This window comes from Streptomyces tanashiensis (assembly GCF_014648895.1).
Taxonomy (GTDB): domain Bacteria; phylum Actinomycetota; class Actinomycetes; order Streptomycetales; family Streptomycetaceae; genus Streptomyces; species Streptomyces tanashiensis.
In genome coordinates this window covers 654,171-674,851 of record NZ_BMRZ01000002.1, presented here as the reverse complement: position 1 = coordinate 674,851, position 20,681 = coordinate 654,171, and the positions used below count along the sequence as shown (strand labels likewise).

The 20,681-nt window shown below is 71.4% G+C and carries 15 protein-coding genes and 1 pseudogene; 5 read left to right on the top strand and 11 right to left on the bottom strand.

Going from position 1 to position 20,681, the window contains the following annotated elements:
* The 4 genes from IE237_RS08650 to IE237_RS08635 all read right to left on the bottom strand — a co-directional run bounded on the left by IE237_RS08650 (window position 1) and on the right by IE237_RS08635 (window position 5,902).
* On the bottom strand, window positions 1-2,937 hold the full coding sequence (locus tag IE237_RS08650; RefSeq protein ID WP_189801207.1) for an ABC transporter permease: 2,937 nt from the start codon (window positions 2,935-2,937) through the stop codon (window positions 1-3).
* Window positions 2,938-2,939: 2 nt separating this feature from the next.
* Window positions 2,940-3,686: an ABC transporter ATP-binding protein gene (locus IE237_RS08645; RefSeq protein WP_229842458.1), complete on the bottom strand. Its 747-nt coding sequence runs from the start codon at window positions 3,684-3,686 to the stop codon at window positions 2,940-2,942.
* Window positions 3,687-3,936: 250 nt separating this feature from the next.
* Window positions 3,937-4,794: a universal stress protein gene (locus tag IE237_RS08640; protein WP_189801206.1), complete on the bottom strand. Its 858-nt coding sequence runs from the start codon at window positions 4,792-4,794 to the stop codon at window positions 3,937-3,939.
* Window positions 4,795-5,038: 244 nt separating this feature from the next.
* Window positions 5,039-5,902 carry a universal stress protein gene (locus IE237_RS08635; protein ID WP_189801205.1) on the bottom strand — a complete coding sequence of 288 codons (864 nt, stop codon included), beginning with the start codon at window positions 5,900-5,902 and terminating at the stop codon, window positions 5,039-5,041.
* Between the two features lie 422 nt (window positions 5,903-6,324).
* Between IE237_RS08635 and IE237_RS08630 the strand changes: the two genes are divergently transcribed.
* Together IE237_RS08630 and IE237_RS08625 are read left to right on the top strand one after the other, a co-directional pair.
* Complete coding sequence (locus IE237_RS08630; RefSeq protein ID WP_189801204.1) at window positions 6,325-6,783, top strand: Hsp20/alpha crystallin family protein; 459 nt, start codon at window positions 6,325-6,327, stop codon at window positions 6,781-6,783.
* Window positions 6,780-7,283 carry a flavodoxin domain-containing protein gene (locus IE237_RS08625; RefSeq protein WP_189801203.1) on the top strand — a complete coding sequence of 168 codons (504 nt, stop codon included), beginning with the start codon at window positions 6,780-6,782 and terminating at the stop codon, window positions 7,281-7,283. The genes IE237_RS08630 and IE237_RS08625 overlap by 4 nt, the downstream gene beginning before the upstream one ends.
* Before the next feature lie 66 nt (window positions 7,284-7,349).
* Here the strand turns inward: IE237_RS08625 and IE237_RS08620 are convergent, their stop codons facing one another.
* The 3 genes from IE237_RS08620 to IE237_RS08610 are packed head-to-tail and all read right to left on the bottom strand — an operon-like array spanning window position 7,350 to window position 10,878.
* On the bottom strand, window positions 7,350-8,684 hold the full coding sequence (locus IE237_RS08620) for a nicotinate phosphoribosyltransferase (RefSeq protein ID WP_189801202.1): 1,335 nt from the start codon (window positions 8,682-8,684) through the stop codon (window positions 7,350-7,352).
* 55 nt (window positions 8,685-8,739) lie between these two features.
* Window positions 8,740-9,393, bottom strand: coding sequence for a CBS domain-containing protein (locus tag IE237_RS08615; RefSeq protein ID WP_189801201.1), 654 nt, complete (start codon window positions 9,391-9,393; stop codon window positions 8,740-8,742).
* Window positions 9,394-9,450: 57 nt separating this feature from the next.
* Entirely contained in the window at window positions 9,451-10,878 is a 1,428-nt protein-coding gene (locus tag IE237_RS08610; protein ID WP_189801200.1) for an MBL fold metallo-hydrolase RNA specificity domain-containing protein, read from the bottom strand.
* Between the two features lie 176 nt (window positions 10,879-11,054).
* Here IE237_RS08610 and IE237_RS08605 point away from each other — a divergent pair, with 176 nt between their 5' ends.
* From IE237_RS08605 to IE237_RS08595, 3 genes are read left to right on the top strand one after another with little or no spacing between them, the layout of a single operon-like run.
* Window positions 11,055-12,095, top strand: coding sequence for a zinc-dependent alcohol dehydrogenase family protein (locus tag IE237_RS08605; RefSeq protein WP_189801199.1), 1,041 nt, complete (start codon window positions 11,055-11,057; stop codon window positions 12,093-12,095).
* A 48-nt stretch (window positions 12,096-12,143) separates the two neighbouring features.
* The gene (locus tag IE237_RS08600; RefSeq protein WP_189801198.1) at window positions 12,144-12,911 is read left to right on the top strand and encodes an HAD family hydrolase; all 768 of its coding nucleotides are present in this window, start codon (window positions 12,144-12,146) and stop codon (window positions 12,909-12,911) included.
* Complete coding sequence (locus IE237_RS08595) at window positions 12,908-15,298, top strand: glycoside hydrolase family 65 protein (protein ID WP_189801197.1); 2,391 nt, start codon at window positions 12,908-12,910, stop codon at window positions 15,296-15,298. The genes IE237_RS08600 and IE237_RS08595 overlap by 4 nt, the downstream gene beginning before the upstream one ends.
* 96 nt (window positions 15,299-15,394) lie before the next feature.
* Here IE237_RS08595 and IE237_RS08590 read toward each other — a convergent pair whose 3' ends face one another.
* The 4 genes and pseudogenes from IE237_RS08590 to IE237_RS41605 all read right to left on the bottom strand — a co-directional run.
* Window positions 15,395-17,233 carry a hypothetical protein gene (locus IE237_RS08590; protein ID WP_189801196.1) on the bottom strand — a complete coding sequence of 613 codons (1,839 nt, stop codon included), beginning with the start codon at window positions 17,231-17,233 and terminating at the stop codon, window positions 15,395-15,397.
* A gap of 16 nt (window positions 17,234-17,249) precedes the next feature.
* Complete coding sequence (locus tag IE237_RS08585) at window positions 17,250-18,797, bottom strand: patatin-like phospholipase family protein (RefSeq protein WP_189801195.1); 1,548 nt, start codon at window positions 18,795-18,797, stop codon at window positions 17,250-17,252.
* Window positions 18,794-20,266 carry a GMC oxidoreductase gene (locus IE237_RS08580; RefSeq protein ID WP_368858564.1) on the bottom strand — a complete coding sequence of 491 codons (1,473 nt, stop codon included), beginning with the start codon at window positions 20,264-20,266 and terminating at the stop codon, window positions 18,794-18,796. The genes IE237_RS08585 and IE237_RS08580 overlap by 4 nt, the downstream gene beginning before the upstream one ends.
* Window positions 20,267-20,380: 114 nt before the next feature.
* Window positions 20,381-20,569 (bottom strand): annotated as a pseudogene (locus tag IE237_RS41605) (NAD(P)-binding protein); the annotation flags it as partial.
* Between the last annotated feature and the right edge of the window lie 112 nt (window positions 20,570-20,681).

The window sequence follows — 20,681 nt, the reverse complement described above, 5'->3', positions numbered from 1 at the left end:
TCATTCGGTGACGCGGACCGCGAGCGCGGGGCGGATGGCGGCCGCGCGGCGCGCCGGTCCGATCGTGGCCAGGAGCGACGCGGCGAAGGTGGCTGCGGCCAGGCCGACGATGCTGGTCCATTCGACCGGGAAACCTCCTTCGAGGCCCTCGAACGCGGCACTGTTGGCGTACATGAGCCAGGTGGTGAGCACGCCCAGCAGCGATCCGAGGACGATTCCCTCCACGGCGATGAAGGAGCTCTCCCACAGGAAGGACCGTTGGACGGTCCGTGCCCGGAAGCCGAGGGCCCGCAGGATGCCGATGGTGCGGCGGCGTTCGCGTACGGCTCGGACCATGACGACGCCGAGGCCGGTGATTCCCACGCCGAGCCCCAGGGCGAGGAAGCCCTGCATGAGACGGAAGAAGGCGGTGCTGGAGTCGAACTGTTGGCGGATGTCCGACTCGATGGGGGTGGCGACCAGGCTGGCCGAGAGCTGCTCGCCCTGCAGCCGGGTCGCCAGGGCGTCGGGGGAGGTTCCGGGGCTGGTGCGCACCAGCGCGGAGGCGTTCTGTGCCTGGGCGCCGAAGAGCTCGCGCGTCGCCCGCTCGCCCAGCACGACGGGGTAGGTGGTCGAACTGGCGCCGGTGCCCGGGTAGAAGACCAGCCCGTTGCTCAGCACACCGGCGATGACCTTCTGCTCGCTGCGTCCCGTCCGCGGATCCGTCAGGGAGAGGGTGTCCCCGGGGTCGTAGTAGTCGCCGGCCGGGCCGCCCGTACTGCCGAAGAAGGCGTCGAGCACGACGTAGCGGGGGTCGGAGGCGAGGGCCTGCCACACGGCGGCGTCGTTGTTCAGCCCGGGCAGCCGCTCCCGGAACGTGATGCCGGTGATCGCTCCGTCGGGGACACCGACGACGGCGGTGTCCAGCGGTCGAGGGCTGCGGTGCCCCGGGTCGGTGGCCCGGCCTGTGGCGTTGAGCAGCGGTGTCACGGCGGCGATCCCGGCGGCCGACGGGCCGCCGCGGAGATCGGCGACGAGCCGGTCGCCGGCGACCTGAGGGTTGTAGTCCAGCCGCAGGGAGTATCCGGCGGTGGCGTCGGCGACGACTCCGTCGACTCCGGCGCGGAGGATGCCCGAGATCTCCGTCAGGAGGACGAGGACGAACACGATCAGGGTGTACATCACCAGCGTCGCGCCGGTCCTGAACCGCTTGGCCAGCGGGTACGCGACGCCGAGCCGCGCCGCCAGGCCGCCCTCCGTCGGGCGCTGGAGGAGCCCCCGTACGGGGCGGAGCAGCGTCTTCTGGTTGTCGCTGACGAGCACCACGGCGGAGAAGGCGGCCAGGGCGCCTTGGATGACGTACACGGACATCGACGGCGTGTCGAAGATCCGGGGACGTATGACGGGTGCCAGGAGCGTCCAGGCGAGGACCGCCCCCGCGACCAGGGTGGTGACGGTGTGACGGGGGAGGACTCGCAGCAGCGCCGGAGCGGCGAAGGCGAGGGCGAGCGCCGGCATGAGGTACGTCGCGTCCGGTTGGCTGCGTGCCACGGCCGGCACGGACACGAACGCGCAGAGGACCGCCAGAGTGGTGGAGACCGCGAGCAGACGGCGGCGCGGCCCCCGCCCCGGCGTCGTCGGGAGGTCGCGGATCGCGGCGATGATGTTGAACCTGCTGATGCGCACGCTGGTCGCGAGGATGGCGGCGAAGGCGATGAGCAGGCCCATGGCCAGTCCGTTGAGGACGCTGGTGGGGGTGATGGCGAAGGCGATGCGGAGGCTGCTTCCGCCGACCGACCAGCCCTGGAAGATCTGCGCCGCCACCACGGCGACGCCCCAGCCGACGGCGACCCCGAGCGCCACCCCCGGCAGCGCGGACAGCAACGCGTACGTGGCGCCTTCGAGGGTGAAGGACCCGACGAGGCGTGAGCGCTTCATCCCCACCGCCCGCACCATGCCCATCTGGGACTTCCGCTCCTCGCCGAGCATCACGAAGATGTTCACCAGGAGCAGGGCGCCCGCGATGATGCTGAAGCTGCCGATCATGAGGAAGAGGGCGCCGAGGGAGTCCCCGGCCTGTTCGGCGTCCCGCAGGACCGTGTGCTTCGGCGTGTCGATCGCTGTCTGACCGGCGAGCGGGCCCAGTGCCTGCCGGATGTCGGTGGTCACGCGGTCGGTCAGGGCTTCGCCGCCTTCGACGCCGCCTCGATTGGACACGAAGGTGACCGAGCGCGGCTCCGCTCCGGCGGCCCGGGCGGCGGAGTCCAGGGTCCCCGGTGACAGGAAGACGTCGCGGTTCAGCCGGCCGCCCAGGCCCACACCGGCAAGGCCCTGTTCCGGGACCACGCGCTCGACCCGGTACGCCTGCGGTGTCCCGAACAGGTACACCGTGATGGGATCACCGGCTCCCACGCTCAGGGACCGGGCCAGCGGCTCGTTGACCACGACCTGGCCGGGCTTCGGGTTCGGTCCGCCGAGACCGGAGTCGCCACCGGGTGCGCCGAAGCGCGCCGCCTTGTCGAAGTCCATCTGCCAGGCCAGGACGCGTGGCTCGGCGGCCGTGCGGCCGTCGGTGGTGTTGACGGCCGATGCCTGGGTGGCCCGGGCGTTCAGGACGCCGTCGACGTCGGGGTCGCCCGCCAGGGCTGCCAGCCGCTCGGTGACGGCCTGCCCGGTCGGCCCGGGGGGAGCGACGACGCGCTCGTCCACCGGTCCCAGCGTCCGGTAGGCCTCCTGCCGTACGGAGAAGTTCAGTGTGTCGCCGACGACCAGGGCCCCGATGACGATGGCCGTTCCGAGCATCGAACCGCCGATCACCAGTGCTGCCTCGGTGCGCCGGCGGGCGACCTGCCGGAAGGCCAGCCGCCGTGACACCGGCTGCCGGACGGCCACCAGCACCAGGGCCGCGAGGGCGAGCGCGAGGGCGGTCAGCAGCGGGACGAGGAGGTTCGGGTACATGGTCAGCCCGTGGGGATGTCGCGGATCGCGGCCGGGGCGGTGACGGCCTGGCGGACGTCGTCGACCAGCTGCCCGTCGCGCATCCGGATCAGTCGGGGGACGCGGGCGCCGATGGCGCTGTCATGGGTGACCAGGACGATCGTCTGGCCCTCGTCCCGGTTGAGCGCGCACAGCAGGTCCATGACCTGCTCGGCCATCGCGCTGTCGAGGTTGCCGGTGGGTTCGTCCGCCCACACGATGGCCGGGCGTCCGGCCAGGGCGCGGGCGATGGTCACCCGCTGCTGTTCACCGCCGGACATCTCGCTCGGCCGGTGCTCGACCCGGTGGCCGAGGCCCACCCGGTCGAGCATGTCCAATGCCCGGCCACGCGCTTCTCGTGGCCGGGTGCCCACGAGCAACAGGGGCAGCTCGACGTTCTCCACCGCGGAGAAGACCGGGATGAGGTTGAACGCCTGGAAGACGAAGCCCATGGTGTGCGCCCGATGTTCCGTGCGCGCCGCGTCCGACATCGCGAACAGATCGTGGCCGTCGACCTCCACCCGGCCGCCGTCGATGTCGTCGAGGCCCGACAGACAGTTGAGCAGAGTGGTCTTTCCGGAACCGGACGGTCCCATGACCGCCACCATCTCTCCGTGGTGCACGAGGAGATCCAGGTCGAGCAGGGCGGTGACCTCGACGGATCCCGTCCGGTAGATCTTGCGTACCCCGGTGGCGACGAGGAGCGCGCGGTCGGCGTTCATGTCTTCCATGCCAGCCTCCGGAAGGATTCGTCGGCTACGGCCACCCAGGGCCGGAAAGCGGGCCGAACGGCCCAATCCCCGGGTCACCGGGGAGTCTGCATGAGCGGTCTCGCCGCCACGGCCCTCGGACCCGGTGCCAGGCCGACGGCCATGCGGAAGGAGACCTGGACCATCCGGTGGTGCTCGTCACCGGGCGCCCATGGGCTCGTGACGACTCCGGGAGCATGACCCGGCGCGGCGGAGAGCTGACCGGCATAGATCAGTCGTGGGGAACGAGTGCCACGGGCGCCGGGCTGTGGTGCAGGACGGCGTGGGCCACGCTGCCGATGTGCGCGCCGAGCGTCGAGCGGCGGGTACGCCGGCCCACCACCACGAGGGAGGCCTCCCGCGCGGTCACCACCAGTTCTGGTCCGGCCGATCCGACCGCCACACTCGCGGTGGTCTCGATGTCCGGGTACTTCGCCTGCCAGGGTTCCAGCAGTTCATCGAGCGAGCGCTTGATCTCCGGAGCCACGGCAGCGCGGATGTCCGGGACCATGGCGGGTCCCAGTCCCGCGAAGAGCGGGAGTTGCTCCACGTACACGACGTGGAGCCGGGAGTGCCGTCGCGCGGCTTCCTCGAAGGCGAAGCCCAGCACGGAGTCCACGGGCTGCCGCACATCGGTGCCGACCAGGACGGGGCCCTGGGGCGCGGTCGCCCCACCGCCGGCCCGCACCAGCACGACGGGCCGCTCGACGGTACCGGCGACCGTCAGGCCGACCGAGCCGACCAGGTAACCGGCCACGCTGCCGAGCGCACGTGAGCCGAGGACCAGAAGATCGCTCTCCTGAGCCGCCGCGACCAGTCCCGGCACGGGACCCACGGGCAGCATCCGAGTGGTCACCGACAGTCCGGGATGGCGCTCGCACAGGCCGGCGGCGACGCGCGCCACCATCTCCTCGGCCCATGCCTCCTCGGACTCCCGGGCCACCAACGCCAGAACGGCCCCGAACACCGGTTCCTTCGCGTGCACCAGATGCACTCCGGTGCCGCGCAGCAGCGCCTCCTCCGCCGCCCATTCCGCGGCGGCTTCGGCCTGCTCCGTGCCGTCCAGGCCGACCACGATGCTCCGTGTCATGATCGTCCACCTCCTCGTTCCGGACCGTTCCAGCCGTGGCCGCCCCGACCGGGGGACACGGGTGGGTCGTCTCCAGCCTCTCTCCGGTCGCAAGGATCGCCCAGGGCCGCCCGGACCCGGTCGATGGGCTGACCGACCCGGGTGCAGGAGACGACCGGGGACGCCCCCGAGTTCAGTGGCCGCCGTCCAGGGTGAGCTGTGCGACCTTGTCCGTCACCGCCGTCCGCTCACACCAGGGGGCCGCTCACACCAGGGGGACGACGGCGACCGGCGCGGGGCTGTGGTGGATGACCGCGTGGGCGACATGGCCGAGGTGCGGGCCGAGGGGAACCTTCCGGGACCGGCGTCCCACGGCGACGAGCTGCGCGGTCCGTGACGCCTCGACCAATTGGTACGCGGCCGAGCCCAGCACCGCCCCGGCCGTCACGTCCACGCCCGGGTACGTCTTCTGCCACGGTTCCAGCAGGTCTTCGAGACCCCCGACAAGGCGGCTGCCCAGTTCCTCCTCCTCGTCGGTCGCCGAGTCCACGACAGCTGCGTAGCCGTACGAGGCGAGAAGGGTCCAGCTGTGCACGAACCGCAGGGGCAGGCCCCGGCGGGCGGCTTCGTTGAACGAGAACGCGAGCAGGGCTTCGCACGGGTGGTAGATGTCGACACCGACCACGATCCCGCCGTCGGGAACCACTCGGTCGTCCTCCGCACGCACGAGGACGACCGGCTGTCGTGCCGAGCCGGCGACGGCGAGTGACACCGAGCCGACCACGAAGCCGAGGACGCCCCCGAGCCCACGCGAACCGAGCACCGTCAGATCGGCTTCGTTCGCGGCGGCCGTCAGTTCCTCGGTCGCCAGGCCGCGTGCGCGTTCGATGACCACCTCGAGGTCGGGATGGTCCTTTCGTGCGCGGTCCGCCTGGTCCCGCAGCAGTCTCTCGACTCGCTCGTCGAGGGTGCGGGCGTACGGAAGCGGCAGCTCCGGGGTGTTCGGCCACTCCTCCACGTACACCAGCCGGAGGGGCACTTCGCGCAGTACCGCTTCACCTGCCGCCCATGCGGCTGCGGCGAGGCTTTCCTGCGAGCCGTCCACACCGACGGTGACCTGTGCCGGCATCACGCCCCTCCTCACACGAGTCCGCTTCGTCCGGAGTCCGGACCGACGAGGACGTCCAGATCATCAGGTTGATGCCCCGATGCTCCAGACAGCAGGGCCGGGCAGGTCGCGACGGGGACCGAACGGCCCATCACGCGGAGACTCCGCAGTGTCGGCGTGAGCGCCAGGAAGCGTATCCGGATCAGCCCCGCCGTCCCCGCGGGCCGGCACCGGCGTCACGGTGCCGGGGTCTGGTCGGCCCCTCTGGAAGCGCCCCGTTCGGCCCCGCCGCACAGCCCCCTCGGACACTGCTCCACGCGACCTTCCACGAGGAAGAGTGGGTCACGGAGCCGGACCGGGATCCGTAACCCGATCCGCCGCCTGTCCGTACCGGCTCGGGCCCACGGCGACCCGCCTGGGCCCCGTACTCGAGGAGCAGCACCATGACCGGAGGCAAGGTGGAACGCAGGCGCAGCCTCTTCCCCGACTTCGACAGCTGGTTCAGCAGGGAGTTCCCAGGGCTGCCCGGGTGGCGACCCGCGACGGCCGCCCACTCCATTCCCGTGGAGGTGACCAGCGGAGACGGCGTGTACGTGCTGCGGGCCGAGCTCCCGGGAATGGACCCGGACAACGACATCACCATCACCGCCGCCGACGACCTCATCACCGTGAGCGCGGAGCACAGCGAGAGCACGGAGGACAAGGATCACTCGGAGTTCCGCTACGGATCGTTCCGCCGCACCGTGCGCCTCCCGGCCGTGATCACGACCGACGACGTCGAGGCGTCGTACGCGGACGGCATTCTCACCATTCGCGTCCCGATGCCTGACGAGAGGATCGCCTCCGTCCGGACCATTCCGGTGAAGCGGACCGGCAAGACGGCCGAGGGAGCGGCGTCATGAACGCCAAGCGTGTCCTCGTGGCCTACGGCAGCAAGGCCGGCGCGACCGCCGGCATCGCCGAAGAGATCGGTGAGGCGCTCCGGGTCGACGGCTACGACGCTGTCGTCCTGCCCGCCGACACCGTCACCGACGTGAGCGGCTACGACGGCGTCGTCCTCGGCGGAGCCCTCTACGCCGGACACTGGACCGGCAAGGCCCGACGCTGTGCCCGGCGCAACGCCGAACAGCTCAGACACCGGCCGCTGTGGCTCTTCAGCAGCGGTCCCGTCGACACCTCCGCAGACGAACACGACATCCCGCCCGTACGAGGGGTCGCCCGGCGGATGAAGAAGCTGGGCGCTCGCGAGCACATGACCTTCGGGGGCGCCATGACCGCCGAGACGTCGGACCCGGTGGCCCGCCACATGGCGAGCCGGGGCAAGGGCGGAGACTTCCGCAACCCGGAACGCATCCGGGCATGGGCCCACCACATCGGAACGGAACTCAGCGCCACACCATGACGGTGCGGCGGATCCACCGACCCCCGTCGCCCCGTCGGGCATGGCCTCCGCCGCGTGTCCCCGGCGCTACCGTCCGGCTCGCGTGCGCGCCTCGATCCGGTGTCGTACGACGGTCGTCAGAGCCGACAGCCGGGTCGACACGAGCGGTACCGGTGGCACAGGGCCCTCGATGCGCCGCGCGGCCTCCGGCAGGACGGCGACGTCGGCCTCGAAGCGGGCACGGGCGGCTGCCAGGGTGTCGGGCGGTTCCGTGCGGAGCCCGCCGCGCATCACGGTCCGCAGCAGTGGCTCCGAGTCCTCGGGGGGCTCCTCGTTCGCCAGGCCGATGACGTCGCCGAGGCCGGGGCCGCGGAACACCTGCTTCGGGGCGGGAGTCGTCACCTTCGCCGACGAGAGCTTCATGACGGGCCGGCCGTCGTACTCGACCAGCTTGTACACAGCGTCCAGATACGGTGCGTCGGCGGCCGTGCCGACCTTCGTCCCCACGGCGAAGACGTCGATGGGCACCCCGTCCCGAACGAGAGCGGCCACTGCGTACTCGTCGAGGCCGCCGCCGGCGATGATCCGCACGTCTCTCAGCCCCGCCGCGTCGAGTGCGGTACGGGCGCGCCGGGCGAGCGCGCCCAGGTCACCGCTGTCGAGGCGGATTCCGCACCCCGGGCCGAGCCTCAGGTCGCTGAGGACCCGCGCGGCCGCCGCGACCCCGCGGTCGGTGTCGTACGTGTCGACCAGGAAGGTCACCGGGCCCGGATGGGTGCGCGCGAAGGCCCGGAAGGCGTCCTCCTCCGAGGCGAACGTCTCGACGTAGGAGTGCGCCATGGTGCCGGATGCGGGAATGCCGTACCGGGTCGCGGCGGCGACGTTGCTGGTGCCGCTGAACCCGACCAGGGCGCAGAGGCGCGCCGCCTCCAGGCCGGCCTCCGGTCCGTGGGTCCGGCGGAGGGAGAAGTCCACCAGCGGCCGCCCGGCGGCGGCCAGCACACACCGCGCCGCTTTGGAGGCGACCGCCGTCTGGTGGCAGACGAGGGACAGCAGGTAGGTCTCCACGAGCTGGGCCTGCGGCAGGGGCGCGGTGACCTCCAGGAGCGGCTCACCGGCGAGGACCAGACGTCCCTCGGGCACGGCGCGGACCCGGCCGTCGAACGACAGGCCGTGCAGCGGTTTCAGGTCCTCGACCGGCCGGCGCAGCGCCTCGGCGAACTCCAGCACGTCGGAGCGGCCGACCCGGAACCGGGAAAGGAAGTCGAGGGCCGGTTCGAGCCCCGCCGAGACGAGGAATCCGCGGCCCGGGGGGAGGTCGCGGACGAAGAGGCTGAAGGTGGCCGGGGCCCGCATGTCCTCCCGCAGGTACGAGAGCGCCATCGTGACCTCGTACAGGTCGGTGCTGGTCACCTGGGACATACTTCGAGCATGAGCGACGGAACCGTGACCTGCACCGCCCAGGGCCGGACACGGCCTATGTCCGGCCCTGGGCGGTGAGCTCGCACCGCACGTCCACCACGCCTTCGACAGCGCGGGCCAGACGGGCCGCGAGCGGGATGAGCGCCCTGTCGCGGACCTCGCCGGACAGCGTCACCACGCCGGCGTCGACACGGACGTCGACCTGGCGCCGAGAGAGCGGGAAGAGGTGCTCGACGACGTCGCGGCGCACTTCGGCGGCGAGGTCCTCGTCCGGGCGGAGGAAGACCTTGAGGAGGTCGGACCGGCTCACGATGCCCTGGATCGTTCCGCTCGTGCCGACGACCGGCAGCCGTTTGACGTGGTGAGAGGCCATGAGGCGGGCGGCCTGGGGCAGGGAGGCCTCGGGAGCGACGGTGACCGCGGGCGAGGTCATCAGGTCCTCGGCCCGCCGAGAACCGGCCTTGGCCGTGGCGTCGAGCCGTCGCATCTGTTCGACGAGACCGAGAAGGTGGTCGTGGAACTCCTCCTTGAGGAGCAGGTCGGCCTCGGAGACCACCCCCACGACGCGGCCCTCGCCCTCGACGACCGGTAGGGCCGTCACCTTCCACCGCTCCATGGCGGCGACGATCTCCTTGAACTCCGCACCGGGCTGGACGGCGACGACCTTCTTGGTCATCACGTCGGCGACGGTGAACGACTGGGCGGTCATGGCCATCTCCTCAGCGTCCGTGGGCGCGTCGAATTGCGGGGTGCGAACGGCCCGGCCTCAGCGGACCAGGACGGCCTCGCCCGAGCGGGGGACGACGGCCGTCCAGCCCAGCTCGTGGTCGATGCGGTCGCGCAGAGCGGCTGATGCGGCCGGTTCACCGTGGACGAGGTAGGTGGTGTGAGGGGGAGGGGCGTCGCGAAGCCAGCCGATGATCTGTTCCGCGTCGGCGTGGGCCGAGAAGTGAGGGACGTCTGCGACTTCGGCCCGTACGGGAACGTACTCGCCGAACATCTTCAATGCGCGCACCCCGTCCACCAGGTCCCGCGCGCGCGTGCCGGCCGCGGCGAAGCCGACCACCACGACGGCGTTGCGCGGATCGGGGAGCAGGCGGCGCAGGTGGTGCAGGACGCGGCCGCCGGTGGCCATGCCGGCCGAGGAGACGATGACGGCGGGGCCCTTCACCGCGTTGATCTCGATGGACTCCTGGACGGTACGCGCGGCGAGGAAGGGCTCCGGGCTCAGCGCTTCCTCCCCCTGGGCGAGGATCTCCGGCCGCAGCTCGGCCGACCGCTCCCGCACCGCGTCCCGGTACACGTCGAGAGCGGCCAGGGCCATCGGGCTGTCCACGTACACCGGGACCGATCGGGGCAGGGCGTCCGTCGCGCGCAGCCGGCCCAGTTCGTGCAGGACGACCTCGGTGCGGTCGATCGCGAAGGCGGGGATGACGACGGTGCCGCCCCGGGCGAGGGTCCGCGCGATGACGGAGGCGAACTCCGACCGCGAGGACTCCGGGTCGTGGCGACGGTCGCCGTACGTGGACTCCATGAGCAGCACGTCGGCGCCCGAGAACGGTTCCGGCGGCAGCAGCAGCGGGTGTCCGGGCCGGCCGAGGTCTCCGGAGGCGGCCAGAGTGTGGCCGTCCTCCAGGGTCAGGTGCGCCCACGCCGAGCCGAGGATGTGCCCGCCGTGGTGGAGCCTGAGCCCGGTGCCGGCCATGATCTCCACCTCGGTGCCGACCGGGACAGGATCGAAGAACGACAGCGTCTTCTCGACGTCCGAGTCGTCGTAGGGCGGCTTGGCCGGTCGGTGCTTGGACCAGCCGTGCTCGTTGGCGTGCCGGGCGGCCTCCATCTGGAGGCGTGCGCTGTCGCGCAGCACGATCCCGGCGAGCCGGGCCGTGTGGGCGCTGGTGATGATCGGCCCCCGGAAGCCCTGGTGGACCAGGCGGGGCAGGTAGCCGCAGTGGTCCAGATGGGCATGGGTGACGACCACGGCGTCGACGTCCGCGGCGTCGCGGGCGAACCGCTCCCGGTTGCGGCGCCGCAGGGGCGCGAAACCCTGGAAGAGACCGCAGTCGAGGAGGATCCGCGCATGGTCGCTCTCGACCAGGAACTTGCTGCCCGTGACCGTACCCACCCCGCCCAGGAAGCTGAGCAGAGCCGGTCGAGGGGTCGGGGGAGCGGGGTTCGGTGCTGCCTCGGACATGGCCGTTCCTCCTTCGGAACGTGTACCGGTCTCCACCCTCGCATCCGGACCGCTCCCGTCCGGAGGGTCCGAGAGGGCTCTTTCGGGGGCCGACCGGCTCATGCGCCGCCGGGGTGCCGCGCGGAACCTGGTGGACGAGGACCGCACCGACGCGCGACAGGAAGTGGGTGGGCGCCATGAGGGCACTCGTCTTCCAGAAGCCGGGCCGGATCGCCTGGCAGGAGGTACCCGACCCGGTCGTCGGGGACCCTGCCGACGCGATCGTCCGGGTCGACGCCGTGACCATCTGCGGCACGGACCTGCACATCCTGAAGGGGGACGTACCGGATGTGACCGCCGGCCGGATCCTCGGACACGAGGCGGTCGGCACGGTGGTCGAGACCGCTGGCGGCGTCCGCACGGTGCGACCGGGGGACCGCGTCCTGGTCTCCTGCATCTCCGCCTGCGGCAGGTGCCGCTTCTGCCGCGAGAGCCGCTACGGACAATGCCGTGGCGGGGGTGGCTGGATCCTCGGGCACACCGTCGACGGCACCCAGGCCGAGTACGTCCGGGTGCCCTTCGCGGACCTGTCCGTCCACCCTCTGCCCGACTCGATCGACAGCGCCGACGCCGTCCTGCTCGCCGACATCTTCCCCACCGCCTACGAGGTGGGGGTGCTGAACGGCGCCGTGCGCCCGGCCGACACGGTCGTGGTCGTGGGCGCGGGACCCATCGGCCTGGCGGCGATCGTCACCGCCGGGTTCTACAGTCCCGGCCGCGTCATCGCCGTCGATCTGGCCGAGTCGCGGCTGGCTGCCGCCCGCTCCCTCGGCGCGGACGCCACCGTGAACGCCGGCGAGGAGCCGGAGCAGCTGGTCGCCGATCTCACCGACGGCCTCGGCGCCGACGTCGTCATGGAGGCCGTGGGTGTTCCGGAGGCGTTCGAGATGTGCACGCGGATGGTCCGGCCCGGTGGCCGGGTCGCCAACATCGGCGTCCACGGCAAGCCCGCGACCCTGCATCTCGAAGACCTGTGGATCAAGGACGTCACCATCACCACCGGTCTGGTGGACACCTCGTCCACACCCTTGCTGCTGCGCATGATGGCCGCCGGACGGCTGCCGTCCTCGTCCCTGATCACCCACCGTTTCGAGCTGGGGCAGATGGAAGAGGCCTACGACGTCTTCGGGCGGGTGGAGGAGACGGGCGCCCTCAAAGTCGTGCTCGGCGGAGCGTAGGACGTGCCGACGACCGGCCCCCGCCACCGTCCGGAACGGAGCGCTCCCGTGGACTTCCGAGGCCCCGGATCCCGTCCGCTCCGTGCGCTCGTCCTGGACACGGACGGCGTGCTCCTCGACTCGGCCGGTCTGCACGCGGCGGCCTGGAAGGCGGCGCTGGACGCCTGCCTGAAGGCCGTGGCGGGCGAGGAACAGCCGCCCTTCGACTCCGACGCCGACTACCGCCGGTTCGTCGACGGAAGACCCCGCTACGACGGGGCGGCGACCTTCCTGGCGGCCCGCGGCCTCGGGCTTCCGGCGGGAACGCCCCACGACCCGGCCGGCTCCGCGACGATCTGGGCGGTCGCGGCCCGCAAGGAGCAGGCGTTCACGGATCTCCTGCGCACCGAAGGCGTCCGGGCCTTCGGCGACGCACGGCCCGCTCTCGCGGCCCTGGGCGCGGTGGGCGTGCCGTGCGCCGCCGTGTCCGCCTCACGGCACGCCCGGGCACTGATCCGTGCCGCCGGTCTCGCCGGTCTCCTCGCGGTGATCGTGGACGGCGAGGACGCCGCCCGGCTCGGCCTGGCCGGCAAGCCGGATCCCGCGCTCTTCCTGCGGGCAGCCGCTCTCCTCGGCAGCCATCCGAAGGAGACGGCGGTCGCGGAGGACGCGCTCGCCGGAGTCGCGGCGGCGCGCCGCGGCGGCTTCGCGCTCGTCGCCGGTGTCGACCGCACTCCGCTCGGGAGCGCGGCCGGTCCTCTCCGGGAGGAGGGCGCCGACCTGGTGATTCCCGATCTCGTGACGCTGGTACGGAGCGCGTGGGGTGCGACCGGATGACCACCGACCGGACGTGGAGGTACGACCGGTACGAGCCGGAACGCGAGCCGCTGGTCGAAGCCCTCTGCACCCTCGGCAACGGCCGGTTCGCCACCCGGGGCTCCACTCCCGAGTGCCCCGCCGGAGGGGCGCACTACCCGGGCACCTATCTGGCCGGCTGCTACGACCGGCTCACCTCGGTCGTCGGGGGTGAGCCGGTCGAGAACGAGGATCTCGTCAACCTCCCGGACTGGACGCCGCTGCGCTACCGCTGCCTGCCGGACGACGGGCCGCCCGGCGACTGGCTGACGCCGGACGCCGCCGACCTCCGCCACTACGACGTACAGCTCGACCTGCACGCGGGCGTGCTTACCCGACGCCTGTTCTTCGAGGACGCCCACGGGCGGGGCCTGCGCGTCAGCCACACCCGCCTCGTGCACATGGGAGAGCCCGGCCTGGCAGCCCAGCGCACCGTGTTCCGCGCCTACGGCTGGAGCGGTTCGATCGAGGTGCGGTCCGTTCTCGACGGAGCCGTCACCAACGCCGGAGTCGAGCGCTACCGGCACCTGGACGGACGCCACCTCACGGACCACCGTGCCGGCTTCGAGCCCGGCGGCGTCGCCCGGCTCTCCTGCCGTACGCGCGATCCGGGCATCAGGATCGCCCTGGCCGTGCGCACGATCACCCGCCCCGCACGGGCCGCACGGGAGACGGCCACGCCGGACGGCACCGTACAGACGTACCGCCTCCCGGTCGTTCCCCGCCGCTCCGTGACGGTCGTGAAGACTCTGGCGCTGCGCACCTCGAAGGACCGGCCCGCCGCCGACCCCCTCTCCGCGGCCGTCGACGCGGTCACCCGTGCTGCCGCGTTCCCCCTGCTGCTCTCCACGCACAAGGCCGCCTGGCAGCGTGTCTGGGAGCAGGGTGAGTTGCACGTGCCGGGGGAGCCGGGGCGCATCCTGCGGCTGCACGTGTTCCACCTGCTGCAGACGCTCTCCCCGCACACGGTGGACCTCGATGTGGGCGTGCCCGCGCGGGGACTGCACGGTGAGGCGTACCGGGGGCACGTCTTCTGGGACGAGCTCTTCGTCCTTCCCTACCTCGACCTTCACTTCCCCGAGGTGGCCCGGGCGCTGCTCATGTACCGGCACCGTCGACTGCCGGCTGCCCGCACGGCTGCCCGCCTCACCGGTCGACGAGGGGCCATGTATCCCTGGCAGAGCGCGAGTTCGGGCCGGGAGGAGACCCAGGCCCTGCACCTCAACCCGCGGTCGGGACGCTGGCTGGCCGACCACTCCAGGCTCCAGCGCCACGTGGGCTCGGCCGTCGCGTACAACGTCTGGCGGTACGCGCAGGCCACCGGCGACCGCGGATTCCTCCACTCCGCCGGGGCCGACATCGTTCTTGAGGTCGCCCGCTACTGGGCCGGGGCCGCCACGTTCGACCCGGAGCTCGGCCGCTACCGCATCCGCGGGGTCGTGGGACCGGACGAGTACCACGACGCCTACCCCGGCGCCGCGGCCCCGGGCATCGACGACAACGCCTACACCAACGCGACCGCCGCATGGGTGCTCGCCCGTGGCCTCGACCTTCTCGGTGAACTGTCCGAGGCCCGCCGCTCGGAGCTGGCGGAGCGACTGTCGCTGGACGACGGCGAACTCGCCCGGTGGGAGGACGTCTCCCGACGTCTGTACGTGCCGTTCCACCAGGGGGTGGTGAGCCAGTTCGAGGGATACGGAAACCTGGCGGAGCTCGACTGGGAGGCCTACCGGACCCGGTACGGCGACATCCGCAGGCTCGATCGGATCCTTGAGGCCGAGGGCGACACGGCCAACCGCTATCAGGCGTCGAAGCAGGCCGACACCCTCATGCTCGGCTACCTCTTCCGGCCCGAGGAGCTGTACGGCCTCTTCGGCCGGCTCGGCTACGCGCTCAGCGACGAGGTGTGGCGTGCGACCGTCTCGTACTACCTACGGCGTACCTGCCACGGCTCGACGCTCAGCAGTCTCGTCCACGGATGGGTGCTGGCCCGCCAGAAGGGCGCAGACGCCTGGCGGTACTGCGAGGAGGCCCTGCTCGCGGACGTGGCCGACGTACAGGGGGGAACGACCGGCGAGGGCATCCACCTCGGGGCGATGGCGGGCACGATCGATCTCGTCGAGCGGGGGATCACCGGTCTGGAGACGGGACCGGAAGGGCTGCGGGTGGCCCCGGTGGCACTGGCGGAGATCCCGCGGTTCACCTTCACCCTGTGCTGCGGCCGTCATCGAGGGGTGCGCCTGCGGATACTCCCCGGGCGGCTGGCCGTCCGGGTCCCGGCCTCGCCCGAGGGCCCGCTCGCCGTCGTGCTCCCTGGCGACCGGCGCCTCACTGTCGCACCAGGACAGGAGCGCTGGTTCCGCCTGTGACGCGGAGGTGCATCCGATGGTCCACCGTCAGGACCGCACGGGCTCGTCACCGCCGGGATCGTGCTCCGCCCCGCCCGGTCCAGTGCCCGTCGGCGGTCATTCCTGACCGTGCCGCGCGATCACGACGGGATCCTCGATCAGGCGCACGGTCGGCGCCGGCTCGGGCACCGGACGCTTCCATACGCCCTCCTTGTCCGTGACCTCGTCGAACTCCCAGTTCCGGCAGGTCCTGTCGAGTGCAAGCGGGTAGAGGGTGAGCGTGCCGTCCTGGGCGAGGTGCATCCGGAGGAAGCCCTTGTGGTCGTCGATGGACTGCCCGGACATCTGCCAGTCGGCGACCAGGCCCCGGTTCGTCCACAGCACCCACAGGGCGAAGAGCTGGGAGCCGAGGGAGGCGCCCGTCACGGCGGCGACGACCAGCAGGATCGCCAGGAACGCGAAGCCGTTCCAGGAGGGCGGGACCGCCCGGGCGATGGCGACGGTGACGGTCAGGGCCGCGGCGGCGACCGCCGCCTGGAACAGTACGGCCACGACGGGACCGGACGGGGCCCTGGGCCGCCGTTCGCGCAGCAGCCCGCTCCACCAGCCGATCACGAAGGGCAGGATGAAGAGGACGGCGCTCGTGCAGAGCAGGCCGAGCAGGTCGTCGAAACGGGCGTTCCGCAGGGCCTCGACGGGATTGTGCCGCCCCGCGGCCAGCGCGAACGCGCCGCACATGAACAGGACGAACACCATCTGCACCGCTCCGGCCAGGACGGCGAATCCGGGGTTGCGCCGCGGGAGCCAGTACCGCGACCAGGGCTTGGCGATCGCGCGGGCGAGCGAGCGGGACTCCGCCGCGTCCGGGTACGTGTGCTGGGCGAGGGCGAACGCCGGCGGGGGCTGGTCCTTCTTCTGCATGCGCGAGGTGGCCGGCGGCAGTGACAGGGTCTTGGGGAGCCTGTGGGTGGACGAGAGGAACGCCCCGCCCAGGCCGCACGTCACCATCTGGCGCCGCCGGGGGTCGGGGGGCAGGGCGTCGTCGGCCCCGGCCCCGTCGTCGGGCAGCCGCTCCGCGTAGCGGGCGTAGTGGTGCTTGTCGCCGGTCAGCCACAACCGGATCGAGGCGCCCGTCTCCTCGTGCCTCCGGGTCGTCCGGTCGAAGCGGGACCGCACGATGTTGCGGTCGAACCAGTGCAGGGAGTTGAAGGCGTCGGGCCTCTCGTCGCTCCTCACCCAGGTGGGTTCGGCCGAGCAGACGATCACGCTGTCACCCGGGCGCAGCTGCGGCGAGAGGTGGGTCTCGAAGTAGCGCCGCTGCGGATCGTCGAAGTACGTGCCGAGCTGGCTGTCCAGTCCGACGAGCCACCAGCGCTGCGGCAGCTCCACGGCGAAGTAGCTCCGGGTCTGCCGGGTCTGCCAGCCGCCGATCTCACTTTCCTGGGTGAACATCCGCAGGAACGCGGTCAGCCCGTCGTACCAGTCGTGGTTGCCCGGCAGCGCGACCATGAGCGGCTCGTCCGTCGCCGACGGGAGCGCCGCGCGGTAGGGCCCTTTCATCCGGTCCTCGTACGCGGTCGCCGATGCCACCGGGTACACCTGGTCCCCGCCGAGGACGAGCAGCGAGGCACGGGGGAGCGTGCCGGGCCCCTCGACGGTGAGTCGGTCCCTCCCCACGAGGGATGCCACGGAGGCCGTCGCCTCGAATCCGTCGCCGAGGTCCGCGACGAAGTCGATCCAGATCTCCTCGGCGGCGGGATCCGCCAACGGCGCCCGCAGGACACCGGCCTCCAGCGCGCCCTGGATCTCCCGCTTGTCCGCGTAGTCGGCGAACATGGCGGCCAGGCAGACCTTGACCGCCGTACGCGCCAGCTCCCTCGGCGCGAGCCAGCGCACCGGCTCCTGGGGTGTGAAGCGGAGCCGATCCGCGTGTCTGCGCAGTTCTTGGAAGTCCACGTCGGCTCCTCCTCGGTCACAGCGGGGACCAGGGCAGGACGTTCTGCGCGTACACGTCCCACAGCTTGCCGAGGAAGAACTGTCCGAACCGTCCCAGGGTGGTCGCCCTGCCGGTCAGTGTCGGCGCTTCGACCCGGAAGGTGGTGAGTTGCTTCAGGAAGTCGGCGGGGCGGATGTGAACGCTTCCCGCGGCCACCGACTCGGCCCCGGACTCCTCGTCGGCATCGACGTGACCGCGGAGGATGTGCGTGTAGAGGACGGACGTGTCCTTCCAGATCCCCCGGCGGGAGTCCTCGCTGACGTCCTTGTACCCGCTGAGGGTGAGCGGGTGACCGGCCCGGTCGGTGAAGAACAGGCGGTAGCGCATCCGCAGGTGCTGCGGGTCGGAGTGCTGCACGAACAGCTGGAAGGTTCCGCGGTCGACCGGAAGGCGCCCGCCCAGCTCCTGGCAGAGGACCTCTCCGCTCAGCTCGGCCTCGTGCTCCGGGCCGGCGAGGAAGCGGTCCATTCCCCGGACGTCGACGGTCAGGTGCAGGGCGATGTCAGCGGTGGCTCCTCCCGCCGACGAGGCCGCCTTCCGGGCGTCGTCCTCCCCGAAGGCGACACGGCCGACCATGCGTTCCGTGAAGCGCATGCGGGTCGGGTCGTCGGGGCGGCCAGGAGGTTCACCGGGCTTCCAGGGGATCCCCTGGTCCGTGCACCAGCGGCGGGCATGCTGGACTCCGAGTTCCACGGCCTGGGCGAATCGGTCCCGGCCGAAGTTGATGAGGTAGTTGAGGGGGACCTCGCCGCTCAGCAGCCGGACCTCGATCGGGCGCCCGAACTCTCCCTCCTCTCCTCTGCCGATCGCGGCGTTGTTGGTCTCTATCCGGCGCAGCCAGTGCTGCAGCCGGCCGTTCGCCGTCGTCTCGATGATGTGGAAGTAGTTGGCCACGAAGCCGTTGCGCCAGCGGTGCCTTCGGCTGACCGTCCAGATGATCCACAGTTCGTCGCAGCCCCGACGGATCGCCTCCTCGACGTTCGCGTCGGTCAGATAGACCGGGTCGATGTACGTCTGGCCGTCGATGACGACCGGAGGGAACCACATGGGCAGCGCCACCCCGGCACAGAACCGGTCCTCGTCCATGCGGTCGGCGGTCACCGGCTCCAGTTCGTTGGCGCTGAAGTTGTAGAGGTTGAAGGTGGCTTCACGGTCGGTGGCCCGGATCCGCTCCCAGTCCAGCCCCCAGTCCGGGAAGACGCGACGCCGGTAGCCGTCCAGGGTGAAGAGGGAACGGGCGTAGGGCCCCTTCGGCAGCTCGCGCCAGTTCGGGGTGACGCCTTTCAGCGGCGAGAGCTTGCGCCAGTTGTCCGCGATCTCGCGCCCGGACATCCCCTGGCAGTACATCGCGAGGTTGAACACGCCCCCGCTGGCGCCATCGGCGTGGTCGAACGTCAGATCGGCCTCGTCGAGCAGGACCTGGAGGACGCCTGCCTGGTAGGCCACCTTCAGCCCGCCGCCGGCGAGGAGGAGAGATCTGCGCGGAGATCCGCTGCGGGGCGCGCTGCCCTGTCCGGTCGTCATGAGGGGCCCTCAGAGTTCTGCCGGTGGTCCTCGATGATGCGGTCGGCCGACCGGTCGGCCAGCGCCGCGATGGTGAGCGAGGGGTTCGGGCCGACGGGGCCGGGCAGCACCGAGCCGTCGGCGATCGACAGTCCCGGAAAGCCGTACACGCGGCCGAAGGAGTCCACCACGCCTTCCCGCGGGGTGTGCCCCATCGGAGCGCCGCCCACGGGATGGACGGTGATGAGGCGGTTGAGCAACCACAGGGGGTTCGCGGCGTAGCGTCCGCCGAGACTGCGGGACACGCGCTCCATGGTCTCGTTCATCTGGTCGAAGTACTGATCGGAGGCGGCCAGTTTCCAGTCGAGGTCCAGATGACCGTCCCGGAGGAACATCCGGCCGTTGGGGACGTCCCTTCCCATGCCGAGCAGCGGCAGGGACGTCGCGGTGAACAGGCCCTTGCCCATGGCGTCACCGAGCTGTCGTCCCACACGGCTGCGTGCGGTCCCGGTCAGCTGCGACCACCCTCGGCGCAGCAGGAACCTCGCGACCCTGCTGGACAGGGTGAGGACGTTGTCCTCGACCAGCCAGTTGAGGAATTCGGGGTAGCCGGCGTCCTCGATGTAGAACCCCCGGTCCCTCTCGCCGCTTCCCTTCCGGTCCACCCGCATCGCACTCGTGATGACCGGCCCGACACTCGGCTCCAGCAGGCGCGGCACGGTTTCCCCGGGCCGGTCCTGACGCCTCTCCCGGGCCTTGAACACCAGCCCGAGGAAGTCCCCGTTCCCGGAGAAGTGTGTACCCAGCGCCGGGCTGAGCGCCGGGAAGGCACTACGGTTCCGCAACAGCAGATACGTCGTGCCGAGCGTGCCGGCGGAAAGGATCAGCCGCCTGGCCCTGATGGTCCGCCGCACGGGAGGAGCTGACGGATCCTCGTCCCCGGCGGCGCGGTGCTCGATGTACGAGACCTGGAATCCCTCGCGAACCGGTTCGAACGAGCGGACCTCGCAAAGGGGCCGGATGTCCGCCCCGAGCCGGTCCGCGGCGCTGAGGTAGGTGAAGTCCAGACTGTTCTTGCTGCCGAAGTTGCAGCCGAGGTCGCATTCGCCGACGAGCCTGCACGCATAGCGCGGGCTGTGGTGCAGATTGTCCTCGCCGCCTTCGAGGGGGGCGCCGGGCACCGCAGGGTCTCCGAAGGAGACGGCCAGCAGCGGAAGTTCCCACGGCAGGCCCAGTCGCTCGGCCGCCTGGCGCATCGCGAGGGTCTTGGGCGTGCTCCGGTAGGGCTCCACGTCGAAGGGGTACTTCCGCGCGCCCAGCATGGCCTCGACGGTGCGGTAGTGCGGATCGAGGTCCTCGCGGGTGACGGGCCAGTTCTCGTAGCCACCGTCGAACGACTCGTGCACGAACCAGCTCTCCGGCTTGCGGATCAGCACGTTCGCGTAGATCAACGACCCCCCGCCCAGCCCACTGGACACGAGCGCGTCCATCTTCGAGAAGCTCCACATGTCGTACATCCCGTACAACCGGGAATCCGGGTCCCAGAAGTTCTTGGCCGCCTCATGGGGGCTGCGGGGAAAGGATCCGGGCGGGAACGGCTTCCCTCTTTCGAGGACACATACGCGGAGGCCGGCGTCGGCCAGACGATACGCCGTCACGGATCCACCGAAACCTGACCCGACGACGACGGCATCGAAGACGTCCACGCTCGCCACCTCTGGAAAGTCGGAGCCGGAACAGCTGCCTTGACCGCCCCCTCGTCTGCGGCTGCCGCACGCACGACCTCTCTCCATGGTTCACCCGCGTGTGGTGAAGCGCATGTCGAAGCGTCGATCGTCACCGGTGCGGTGCGCGAAGGGGCGGCCGGGAAGTGCCGGCCGCCCCTGGGCGTGGCTCGCGCCCGGT